The sequence below is a fragment of the Pseudoalteromonas sp. SR44-2 genome, from assembly GCF_014163745.1.
Taxonomy (GTDB): Bacteria; Pseudomonadota; Gammaproteobacteria; order Enterobacterales; family Alteromonadaceae; genus Pseudoalteromonas; species Pseudoalteromonas distincta.
The window spans coordinates 38,808-50,839 of the sequence record NZ_JACJDW010000012.1 but is presented as its reverse complement, the minus strand read 5'-3'; the positions used below and the strand labels follow the sequence as shown (position 1 = coordinate 50,839).

Annotated in this window: 12 protein-coding genes; all 12 read right to left on the bottom strand. The window is 40.2% G+C overall.

Features of this window, described 5'->3' with window-relative positions:
• The gene (locus tag H5115_RS09365) at positions 1–861 is read right to left on the bottom strand and encodes a MinD/ParA family protein (RefSeq protein ID WP_002959312.1); all 861 of its coding nucleotides are present in this window, start codon (positions 859–861) and stop codon (positions 1–3) included.
• Positions 854–2,335 carry a flagellar biosynthesis protein FlhF gene (gene flhF, locus H5115_RS09360; RefSeq protein WP_182754929.1) on the bottom strand — a complete coding sequence of 494 codons (1,482 nt, stop codon included), beginning with the start codon at positions 2,333–2,335 and terminating at the stop codon, positions 854–856. The genes H5115_RS09365 and flhF overlap by 8 nt, the downstream gene beginning before the upstream one ends.
• A gap of 21 nt (positions 2,336–2,356) precedes the next feature.
• Entirely contained in the window at positions 2,357–4,468 is a 2,112-nt protein-coding gene (flhA, locus tag H5115_RS09355) for a flagellar biosynthesis protein FlhA (protein ID WP_039484610.1), read from the bottom strand.
• A gap of 72 nt (positions 4,469–4,540) precedes the next feature.
• On the bottom strand, positions 4,541–5,671 hold the full coding sequence (gene flhB / locus H5115_RS09350; protein ID WP_024596365.1) for a flagellar biosynthesis protein FlhB: 1,131 nt from the start codon (positions 5,669–5,671) through the stop codon (positions 4,541–4,543).
• 9 nt (positions 5,672–5,680) lie between these two features.
• A complete protein-coding gene (gene fliR, locus H5115_RS09345; protein WP_024596364.1) occupies positions 5,681–6,460 on the bottom strand; it encodes a flagellar biosynthetic protein FliR in 780 nt (259 codons plus the stop codon).
• Between the two features lie 2 nt (positions 6,461–6,462).
• Positions 6,463–6,732 carry a flagellar biosynthesis protein FliQ gene (fliQ, locus tag H5115_RS09340; protein WP_002959325.1) on the bottom strand — a complete coding sequence of 90 codons (270 nt, stop codon included), beginning with the start codon at positions 6,730–6,732 and terminating at the stop codon, positions 6,463–6,465.
• 40 nt (positions 6,733–6,772) lie between these two features.
• Positions 6,773–7,513 carry a flagellar type III secretion system pore protein FliP gene (gene fliP, locus H5115_RS09335; RefSeq protein ID WP_182672308.1) on the bottom strand — a complete coding sequence of 247 codons (741 nt, stop codon included), beginning with the start codon at positions 7,511–7,513 and terminating at the stop codon, positions 6,773–6,775.
• A 4-nt stretch (positions 7,514–7,517) separates the two neighbouring features.
• Positions 7,518–7,901, bottom strand: a complete 384-nt coding sequence (fliO, locus tag H5115_RS09330; protein ID WP_002959331.1) for a flagellar biosynthetic protein FliO — start codon at positions 7,899–7,901, stop codon at positions 7,518–7,520.
• Positions 7,898–8,296, bottom strand: a complete 399-nt coding sequence (gene fliN / locus H5115_RS09325) for a flagellar motor switch protein FliN (protein ID WP_182754927.1) — start codon at positions 8,294–8,296, stop codon at positions 7,898–7,900. Before fliN ends, fliO begins: the two co-directional genes overlap by 4 nt.
• A 20-nt stretch (positions 8,297–8,316) precedes the next feature.
• Complete coding sequence (gene fliM / locus H5115_RS09320; protein WP_002959334.1) at positions 8,317–9,408, bottom strand: flagellar motor switch protein FliM; 1,092 nt, start codon at positions 9,406–9,408, stop codon at positions 8,317–8,319.
• Between the two features lie 9 nt (positions 9,409–9,417).
• The gene (fliL, locus tag H5115_RS09315) at positions 9,418–9,948 is read right to left on the bottom strand and encodes a flagellar basal body-associated protein FliL (RefSeq protein WP_002959335.1); all 531 of its coding nucleotides are present in this window, start codon (positions 9,946–9,948) and stop codon (positions 9,418–9,420) included.
• Between the two features lie 57 nt (positions 9,949–10,005).
• Positions 10,006–12,027 (bottom strand): flagellar hook-length control protein FliK, encoded by a 2,022-nt coding sequence (locus tag H5115_RS09310; protein ID WP_182754924.1) that lies wholly within the window; start codon positions 12,025–12,027, stop codon positions 10,006–10,008.
• Positions 12,028–12,032 lie beyond the last annotated feature (5 nt).

The window sequence follows — 12,032 nt, the reverse complement described above, 5'->3', positions numbered from 1 at the left end:
TTAACCGTTTACTAGTTTCTCAATGAAAAACTCTAAATGCCCAGATGGTTGGTTGGGTATTGGCCATTTAACTGCTTTTGTTGCCAGCGTTTTAAACGCAAGAGCGGCTGGCGAATTTGGAAAGAGCTCTACTATTACTTTTTGACGACGTGTTGCTTTGCGCATATTTTCATCATAAGGAACCGTTGCTACTAGCTCCATTGATACATCTAAAAAGCGGTCGGTAACTTTAGATAGCTTTGCAAACAATTCAGTGCCTTCACGCATACTGCGCACCATATTGGCAACAATTTTAAATTTATAAACGCCGTGCTCACGACTTAATACTTTAATAAGTGCGTAAGCGTCGGTTATTGATGTCGGCTCATCGCATACAACAACCATTACATCTTGCGCTGCACGCGAGAAGCTCAGTACCATGTCTGAAATACCAGCAGCTGTATCTACAATTAAAATATCAAATTCGGTATTCAATTCGCTAAACGCACGAATTAGCCCAGCATGCTCAGATGGTGATAATTCAACCATACTTTGCGAACCCGATGTAGCGGGTACAATTTTAATTCCTGCAGGGCCTTCAACTAAAATTTCATCAAGCTCACATTCACCAGATAAGACATGTGACAAGTTACGCTCTACACGTAAACCAAGCATCACATCACAGTTTGCTAAACCCAAGTCAGCATCCAGCACTAATACTCGATTACCTTGCTGCCCAAGCGCAATAGCTGTATTTAGAGAAACATTTGTTTTCCCTACTCCACCTTTACCACCGGTTACAGCGATAACTTTTACGCCGTTGTTATTGTTTTGACTCATTTTGCGCAGGCCGCTTGCTTGATCTAATACTGTGTTAATCATACATCCCTACTGTGCTTGGCGCCACTGCTTGGTGCCTTGAATGTTGTTCTTTTGTTCTTTTTAAATATAATTGCTCAGCCTTTTTAACTAGTTTCTCAGCATTTGCAACACGAATATCCTCTGGTACTCGTTGACCATTAGTAAGATACCCTATTGGAAGGCGATTTTGAATCGCAATACTAATAATCTCACCCAAACTTAATGATTCGTCTAACTTAGTGAAAATACAGCCACTTAACTGTACTTTTTTAAAGTGACGTACAGTTTCTTGCAATACATTAATTTGTGCTGTCGCGCTAAGTACTAAGTAGCTGCGAATATCTACACGTTGGTTACGCATTAACGTGTTTAATTGCTCAGTTAAACGTAAATCTCGCTGGCTCATACCTGCTGTGTCAATTAATACTAGACGTTTATTTCGTAAATGATATAAAACTTCAGCTAATTCATTAGCATCTTTAACTTGCTTAACACCACAACCAATAATACGACCATATGTTGCAAGTTGTTCATAAGCACCAATTCTGTATGTATCAGTGGTTATTAACGCCACTTTATCGGCACCATATTTTTGTGCGCCTAGAGCTGCAAGCTTAGCAACAGTCGTTGTTTTACCCACACCTGTTGGACCCACTAACGCATATACACCACCTTGGCGAAGTATTTCATTATTGGTTGTTTGCATTTGATCTTCGACCATAGTTAACAATGCTTTCCAACCTTGCTTACGAGACACATCATCAGGTACAAAACATGCCATTTGCTGTGCTACTTCTTTATCGATACCCATACCGACTAAACGGTCAACCATACAAGCGCGTGTTGGATCGCGACGCGCCATATCTTGTTGCATCAAGCCTGATACTTGGTGCTCAAGTAATTGACGAATTGCGTTCATTTCTTCACGCATTGTTGTCATTTCTTCGCTTTCATTATTAGGTGCTTGTTGGCGAGTGGTTACTGGGCTATCTAAATCATCAAAGTCGCGGTCTAAATCATCAAAACCTAAGCTATCCGCTTGAGTTTGTGGACGAACTGGCGCAGAAGCTTCAGGAGCAAACATATTTTTAGTACGCTGCCCCATATTAGGTTCTTGATAGTTATCAGTAGTATCAATACCCGATTGTGAAAACATTGATGCAAGCTCAGGAGAACGAGGACGCGGTGATTGACGCTCTAATAATGCTTGTAGGCTGTCAGCAACTTTTGCTTGAGGCTCAGGCTTGGCACGCTGTGGCTCTGGTTTTACAAAATTATGCATGCTTTGTTGTGGCGTCTGTGTACGCGGCTCTGCAGGGCGTTGCGGTTGCGCTGCTACTTTAGGGGCTGCTTTGTCATAATCAACTGCCGCTACAATTTCTACACCGTTAGCCAGTTTTTTATTTGACATAATAACCGCATCAACACCTAACTCATCTTTAACTTCTTTAAGTGCTGTGCGCATATCTTTAGCAAAAAAACGTTTAATTTTCATGATTCAACCCCTGTTAAAATCTTATTGTTGGCCTACCGAGCTTACAATTTTGATCTGTCTTTCGTCTGGTACCTCTTGATAAGACATCACTCTCAATCCTGGAATGGTGTACTTAACAAAACGAGATAACACAGTGCGTAACATTCCTGACGTTAGCAATATAGAAGGTTCGCCGGCCATTTCTTGATTTTGATGCGCTTGTGTCAATGACACTTGAAGTCGCTCTGCAAGTCCTGGCTCAATACCGGCACCTTCATCGCCTGCATTTTGTAATGACTGATGCAACATCTGTTCCAACTCAGGCGCCAAGGTTATGACAGGGATTTCTGATGACATTCCCACCGCATCTTGAACAATTAATCTACGCAGTGAAATACGCACTGCAGCCGTTAATACATCAGGGTCTTGACTACGTGGGCCATACTCAACAAGGGTTTGAACAATTGAGCGCATATCGCGAATAGCCACGCCTTCGTTTAATAAATTTTGTAGTACTTTTACAATAGCAGTTAATGGCAATACATCAGGTACTAGTCCTTCCACTAAGCGAGGATGGCTTTTAGCAAGCATATCAAGTAGGTTTTGAACTTCTTCATGCCCTAGTAATAACGCTGCACTGTTAGTTAATAACTGGCTAATATGAGTGGCAACTACCGTGGCTGAATCTACAACGGTATAACCTAGTGATTGTGCTTCATCTTTTTGATCAGGCTTGATCCATACGGCATCAAGGCCAAACGCAGGATCTTTTGTTTCAACCCCTTTAATTGGACCAAATACTTGTCCTGGATTAATCGCTAGCTCGTCGCCATGCTTAAGCTCGCTTTCACCGGTTGAAACCCCCATTAATGTTATTCTGTAAGCGTTAGGGTCAAGCTCTAAATTGTCGCGTATATGTACCGGCGGTACTAAAAAACCAAGCTCTTGAGAAAGCTTTTTACGCACCCCCTTAATACGATTAAGTAGCTCACCACCTTGTGATTGGTCCACTAACGGAATTAATCTATAACCGACTTCTAAGCCAATTACATCAACCTGCTGAACGTCATCCCAGCCTAGTTCTTTTTGTTCTTGTTTATTAGCAACACCCGTTGCAACGCTTCCGCCATTAGCGGCCTCTTCAGCTTCTGCCGCAGCAGCTTTTAATTTACTTTGCTGAGTGTAGTAAGCTAAGTAACCCAGTAACGCACCTAAACTTAAAAAAGCAATATGCGGCATACCAGGCACTAAGCCCATGATGATCAAAATACCAGATGCAATAAAGAGTGACTTTTCGTTACCTAATTGTTTCTTAAATTGGTCCCCCATATTGAGCGACTCATTTTGGCGTGTTACAACAATCGCGGTACCAATTGAAAGCAGTAAAGAAGGGAGTTGAGCAACTAAGCCATCGCCAATGGTAAGTAATGTATATACTTCCATTGCATTGCCAAAACTCAAATTGTGCTGGATCATACCGACAAATAAACCACCAACAATATTGATGATCAGTATAACAATACCTGCAATCGCATCACCTTTTACAAATTTACTCGCACCATCCATTGAGCCGTAAAAATCAGCTTCGCGAGTTACTTCCTCGCGGCGGTCACGCGCTTGTTCTGCGCTGATAAAGCCTGCGTTCAAATCGGCGTCAATTGCCATTTGTTTACCCGGCATTGCATCAAGGGTGAAACGCGCAGATACCTCAGAAATACGGCCAGCACCTTTAGTAATTACTACAAAGTTAATAATGATCAGGATTAAAAACACAACCAAACCAACAGCGTAGTTACCACCAATAACAACTGAGCCAAACGCTTCAATTACTTTACCGGCAGAATCACCACCATTATGGCCTTCAAGTAATACAACTCGAGTACTGGCAACGTTAAGTGCTAATCGCATAATTGTAGCGATTAGTAATACAGAGGGGAAAATACCAAATTCAACTGGCTTCATCGTGTAAACAGTTACAAGTAAAACCACTAACGCGAGAGCAATATTAAACGAGAAAAGGATATCGAGTAAAAATGGCGGTAGTGGTAAAATCACCATTCCCAAGGCAGCAAGCACAAGCAAAGGTGTACCTACCCCTTTGGCATAGTCTTTTTTGTCTCTGTTAAGTTGTTGTAATACCGCTTTAAAACTCATAATTCTACAATTTCAAAAAATTGACACTACGTAGAATTTGCAATAACTATTCCAAGTTACTCAGTTAACGGTTTAATACTTGTAGGCATCGGGGATTGGCAGCTTTTTATTGAGCTTAGTTGGACGTTTACCGCGCCCTTTATTAAAGCGCTTAAGCTGAAATACATACGCTAAAACTTGCGCTACTGCGGTAAATAGCTGATCGGGTATTTGCTCTCCTACTTCAGCCGTATGATAAAGCGCTCGGGTCAACATGGGGGATTCTAATATAGGTACTTCATTCCCTATTGCTACTTTTCGAATTTGCATCGCCATTTCATCAATGCCTTTAGCAAGAACTATAGGCGCACCTGCGCGCTCCGTGTCGTATTTTAATGCTACAGAGTAGTGAGTTGGGTTGGTAACAATAACATCAGCGTCAGGAACATCTTGCATCATGCGGTTTTGCGACATTTGCCTTTGTGTTTGCCTAATGCGCGCTTTTATTTGTGGGTCACCTTCAGAATTTTTATACTCATCTTTAATTTCTTGCATTGTCATTTTAAGTTGTTTGTTATGGTTGTAACTTTGAAATGGTGCATCAATGGCGGCAATAACAATTAAAGTGCACGAAAGGCCTAAAAACATCCACCCTAAAATCTCTAAGGCATGAATAATATTACCCGGCGCACTTTCTAAACTTAAATGCAGTATTTCATCAAAATAAGTATTAATTAAAAACACTGCAAAACTTGCTACTAAACCAAATTTTAAAAGTGACTTTACAAGCTCAATAGCCGCTTGCGGGCCAAACATCCGCTTAAAGCCCTTCATTGGCGACATTTTACTTGCTTTAGGTGCAGCAGCTTCCCAGCTAAAGTTAAAACCACCGAGTAACGTATTACCAATAAATGCAGCCAAAACGATAATTAACACAAACATAGCCATAGGAAACATCAACGCGTCTGCAACCTCTCCCCACACGGCAAACATTTTAGTGGTATCAAAAGCTTCGTTGCGGTTTAAGCTAAGGGTTCGGCCCATTACATTGTATAAACCTTTACCAATTTCAGGACCATACATCAAAAGCGATATAGCCGAAAAAATAAGTACAAACATGGTACCTAACTCTTTTGAGCGTGCTATTTGGCCTTTCTTTTTAGATTCTTCAAGCTTTTTGGATGTGGGTTCTTCTGTTTTTTCTTGTCCTGAGTCTTCAGACATGACTTTCTCCTAAGGTGAGCAACCAACTAAAGTACACATTAGCTCAACCATTTTTAACCATTGAAACTCAAACTGAGTAACAAAGTTACCTAGTGTTGCCCAAATAATAATAAGTCCAGCTACCAAGGTAAACGGAAAACCAATAGAGAAAATATTTAATTGCGGCGCTGCACGTGTCATAATCCCAAACGACATATTAATAACGAGCATTGCGGTAAGCGGTGCAAGTGAGAGCACAAGTGCTGTAGTAAACATCCAGCCGCCCCAAGTCACTATGTCCCAGTAATGATCTACAGACCACCATGTGCCATCAATGGGTAGCACTTGAAAGCTATGCACCACCATTTGAATCATCATTAAATGACCGTTAAAAGCAAAAAATAACAAGGTGGCCAAAATAAGGAAAAACTGGCCAACCGCTGGGACGCTTGCGCCATTAGAGGGGTCAATAACCGAAGCAAAACCTAAACCGGTTTGCATCGCAAGTATTTGCCCTGCTAAAACAAAGGTATTTAATAAAAGTATAGATGCAAAACCAATAGCAACACCAATCAGCATTTGTTGAATAACGACTAAAATCATCTCAAACGAAAATAAATTAGTGAATGTAGCGGGCGGCAGAACAGGAACGACAAGAAAAGTTACAACAACTGATAACCCCATTTTTATACGCGTAGGGACGTTTTTAGCACCTAAACCAGCCATAATCATAATCATTGAGCTAATGCGTACCAGGGGCAGCAAAAAATCGCTCAACCATTGAATAACAACTGCAAAGGGGTATTCCACGTTTAACCTGCAATTTCAGGAATAAGTAATACTAGGCGAGTAAAAAAATCCATCAGTTCTTGAGTAAGCCAGTGCCCACCTACAATTAGCGCACTAATGGTAATTAATAAACGAGGTAAAAAGCTCAACGTTTGTTCATTGATTGATGTTGCCGCCTGAAATACAGCAACCACTAAACCAATAATTAGGCCTGGGACTACAATTGCAGACACCAATTTAATAACTAAAAACAGCGCGTCACTTAGAATATCAACAAAAATTTCCGGTTCCATGTTGTACTCCTATCGTTGGGTCATGTTAATGCTTTGCATACTAAGTCCCTAAACCAAAGCTTTTAGCTAGAGTCCCCATCACTAAGCTCCAACCATCAACAAGTACAAACAGCATAATTTTAAACGGTAAGGACACTATCATGGGAGAAAGCATCATCATACCCATCGCCATTAAGACCGAAGCGACCACTAAATCAACAATTAAAAATGGGATAAAAAACATAAACCCAATTATAAATGCCGTTTGCAGTTCGCTGGTTACAAAGGCCGGTATTAACACTATTAATGGCGTATCTTGTGGCGAATTTAACTGATCGTAACCAGCAATTTTAGCAAACGTTTCTAAATCTTTTAAACGCACCTGTGAAAGCATAAATGCTTTCATTGGCTCTTTAGCAAGCTCTAAAGCCTCTACTGATGTAACCTGCTCATTTAAGTAAGGCTCTATAGCTCGCTCGTTTACCTGCTGATAAATAGGCGCCATTATAAAAATACTTAAAAAAAGTGACATACCTAATAACACTTGGTTTGACGGTGTTTGCTGTAAGCCAATTGCTTGGCGCAAAATGGCGAGTACAACAATAATTCGTGTAAAAGAGGTCATCATAATTATGGCGGCCGGTATAAAACTCAGCGCCGTCATAATTGCTAAAACTTGTAACGTTACTGAGTAATCTTGTGTGCCATCAGCGTTTGTTGTAATGGTAAGGGCATCAATTCCTTCTGCACTTACATTTGGTACAAACACTATGGCAAAAATAATAAGCAGCCACTTTGTCATAGGTTTAATTCTTTTTATTTTGGTTTGATTGCGGGTTTAAAAGTTTACCAAATCGTTTAGCGAGTTCAGGCAGTTCTTTTTCACTTAATGGGGTTTCTAACTTGTGTAAATAATTAATACTGTGGGGAGTTACACCAAGCAAATGCTGAGCATTATCTATCTCAACAACCATTAAACGCTCGCGAGAACCTAAAGGTAGACTTCTAACTACTTTAAACTCATCACTATTTGCTAAATTAGGGTTAAGCTTTTTAACAAAAAATGCTAGTACAATAATCAGTACTAGCACCATTACAAGCGACAGCACCATCGAGAGTATATCCCCAGTTGGTGTTGCCACATCTGCTTTTGAAAAAACGGTAGTCGTTAAAGCAACTAATAAGCTCATCGTAATTTTTTGATCCGCTCTACTTGGCTTATCACGTCAGTTAAGCGAATACCAAATTTGTCGTTTACTACAACTACTTCACCATGAGCGATTAAAGTACCATTAACTAGCACGTCTAGCGGCTCACCCGCAACACGGTCAAGCTCAACAACAGAGCCTTGATTAAGTTGCAGTAAGTTACGAATGTTGATTTTAGAGCGCCCTACTTCCATTGAAATAGTAACGGGAATATCTAAAATAGTGTCGAGTTTTCGTTTTTCATCACCACTTATTTCGTGTTTTGAATCACTTAACTCATCAAGCTCTGCAACATGTGCTTCGCCACTATCATCTGGACCTTCGGCTTCTGCTAATGCTGCTGCCCATTCATCCATTGTGTCTTGATCATCGCTCATACTTTTAACCTTTTAATCAATTACCAGTCTAAGTCTACACCGTCAGAGAGGTGTAAATCATCTTCTAGTTCTGCTAATTCTGCATCTGAGTCAATTTTCTTGCCGCCTTTGGTAAATACATGCAGCTCAGATTTAACTGAATCAGGTCGTTTAATTTTTTCACTAATTTGAAGCGCAACATTATCGCGAGAGCGACCCATCTTGGCTCTAAATGTAGGGAGTTCCTCAACAAATACGGTTATATGCTCAGGCATTTCAACCGGAATAATATCACCTGCTTTTAATTCCATAATTTGCTTTAAGGTCAAATCAACTTCAAGTAACTGAGTCGACATATCAACCTCAACATCCATTATTTCATCGCGAAGTGCTTTGCTCCAACGTAAGTCGGTATCCTCTGTATCAGATTGAACACCCGCATCTAAAAGCTCTCGGATTGGCTCAAGCATCGAATACGGAAGTGCAATATGAAAATCGCCGCCACCGCCATCAAGCTCAATATGAAAAGAGCTAATAACCACAACCTCTGTTGGACTTACAATATTCGCCATAGCTGGGTTTACTTCTGAATCGAGATATTCAAACGATACATCCATAACCGGTGCCCATGCTTCTTTATAATCTTCAAAGATTATTTTAAGGAGCATTTGTACAATCCGGCGCTCTGTTGGGGTAAATTCTCGGCCCTCTATTTTTGCATGATAACGCCCGTCACCACCAAAAAAGTTATCTACCAAAATAAACACAAGTCGTGCTTCCATGGTAATCAGGCCTGTGCCTTTTAAAGGCCTAAAACGGACCATATTTAAACTGGTTGGAACAAATAAAGTATGAATATACTCGCCAAACTTAATCATTTGCACGCCGTTAATAGACACCTCTGCGGTGCGACGCATCATATTAAATAGGCTAATTCGCATATGACGAGCAAAGCGTTCGTTAACAATTTCCAGCGTCGGCATACGACCACGTACGATCCGATCTTGCGAAGAAAAATCGTACTGAAGCGTACTTCCCCCGCCATCTTCACCTTCGTGTATATCTTCCTCTTCAACGTCATCAACGCCATGTAATAGCGCATCAATTTCGTCTTGGGATAATAAATCGCTCACGCTAACCCCTTATTGCATCACAAAGCCGGTAAACAATACCCGCTCAATTACTTTACTGCCTTCAACATCCATTAAGGCTTTTTGTACCTTTTCAAGTGCAGAAAAACGAAGTGTTTCTTTACCAGAGCTCGTACTTAATTCATCAGCTGTTGTAGTAGAAAACACGCTTAATAGCGTCCCTTCTATTAGTGGAATATGTTTTTTGGCTGTTTCTTCATTTACTTCGCCACGTACTAATAATTGTACTTTAATTTGTACAATTCTATCGCGACTTGAGCCAGGCACGTTAAATACAAATGGCCGTGGCATAGCAACATATAAAGCACTACCAACTTCTGCTGATGAACCAGAAGCTGCAGGAGCAGCATCAGTCGACATTGCAGTCTCTTCATCTAAGGTTTCAACTGGCGCATCCGAACCTGACATAAAAAAGTAACCCGCAGCACCACCTGCAATAAGTAGTACAGCTACTATGATTATTATTAGTTTCTTTTTACTTTTACCGGTTTCTTCGATTTCTAAACTTGCTTCTTCAGCCATCATGATTCCTTTAATCGCAAAGGTACTTGCTTGTTTTAACTATTATAATAGCAGTACTTAGGCATAGTAATCTATTGATGATGAAGTTTGTTGTCGAGAACTTTGTGCAGTGTTATTTGCTTGCTCGTCATTTTCATCATTAACTGACTTATTATTAGCCAAACTACCTTGGGCTCCACTCTCACTTTGCTCAGCTGTTTCACCACCTGATTGCCCATAAGAAATAGTGCTTTCACCAAGCTCTAGCCCTTGTTGCGCTAACATTTCACGTAAGCGCGGCATTGATTGCTCAAGCGCTTCTTTGGCTTGCTGGTTTTGTACAACAAAGTTTATATGTGCTTGTTCTGCATCGCTACGAATACGTATTTGCATGCTGCCCATTTCTGGAGGATCGAGGCGAATTTCTGCTTCTTTATTATTAATGCTCAACATTGAGCTAACGCGCTCTTGCAGTAATTTAGCTGCATCACTTTTAACAATATTAATCGCCTGCATTACACCTGGATCAATACTTACTTGCTTAACTTGTGATGTACTTTGTAATTGTTGAGTTTGAATTATTTGGGTATCAAGTAAGCTCTGCTCGTAACTTAATGAGTCGTATTGGCTTAACGTGCTCGTTTGCTGAGTATTTAAAGCGGCTGTAATTTGCGTAAATACTTGTGCTACACGTGCAGGCGTTTGTTCTGCCGTTGTTTTTCTAAGCCCATCTTTTTGTAACTCTTCAAGTGATTTTAATAAATCATCACGCTTAGCTGAGGTTGCTACAGCTTTATTAATATCCGCGCCTTCGTTTGTAGATGCCTTTAAGCTTAACTTTTGTGGATTATATACTGTATTAGGAGTCTCTGAGGCCACAAACGTTTTTGAGTCTGATTTAGCGGTATCAGCAAGCCCAATTTCAATAGAAGCTTTTAACTCATTAACTGTTTGCTTAAGCACTGACAACTGCTCGCCTTTAGGCTGCTCTGTTTTAATATATGCGTTTAATTGCGTTAATAAACTTTGTTTTTCAGTTGTATTAAGTGAATTTATTTCTGCGCTAAAAGAGTGTTTTGTTACCGTGCTTTGCGCTTTTTCGTTATCAGTAATAAATTGTGCAAGCATTTGCTTAAGATTTGAAGTGTTACTAGTTGCGCTATTTGTTGAATCAGCGTTCTCTAATACCTTAACTTGCGCGTTAAGTTGTGAGCGCTGCTCAGGCGTTAAACTAGCAATAACACTATTAGCTTTAATTAAGCTCGCATCTTTAGTCATTAACGTATCTATTGCTGCATTATTATCAGCTTCAGTTGTGGCTAAAGGAGACTGAGTAACACCCGCTTTGTCGGCGGGTGTTGGCAAAACTATATTATTTTTATCAGCAGACTTATTTTGTCCTAGCTGCTCTTTAGAACCCATTGATGCAAATTCAGGTTTTTCTAATGTAGAGCCAGGGCTGTCATCTGGCTTTTTATTGATAGAATTTAATGGCCCTTCAATAGCTTCAGCAACACCACTTTTCCGATGCTTGCCTTCATTTAATGGTAAAGAGTTCAAAGGTAGTGAGCTTAAGTTATCGCTTTTTGAATCAATTAATTTAGCCGTTTTAGAGTCTACATTAGTGGCAATTGGATTTTGTAATACACTCGCTGTATTCGCTTCTTCAGTCGTTACTTCATAACTTGTATTAGCAGATAAAATTACTGAGGTGGTTTCTAACTCTGCATCTTCTGATTCTATACTTTTAGTTGCATCGAACGGCTTATTGATCGAGGTGCTCATTGCTTGTGCTGAATTAATTTGATCAAGCATCTCAACAGATAAAAAAGTAACTTCGTCTGTTGTTATTTCATCTAGCTTTACGCTCAGATTTTCATTTTCTTCTGGCTGTTTATGCTTAGGTATGGCAATCGAGTTTTCGGCATCGGGATTTTTATTGCCCTTAAGCAAAGGCCCCATAGAGTTATGCGCTTCGTTTAGCTGGCTTAAAAATTCCTCGCCTAAATTTCCTTCGCCATTAGCTAAGCTATTGTCTTTAAAAGCTAACAGTGAATCTTTTTCAGAAGAAACTAAAAACGAAATGTTATTCATCGCCATAAATC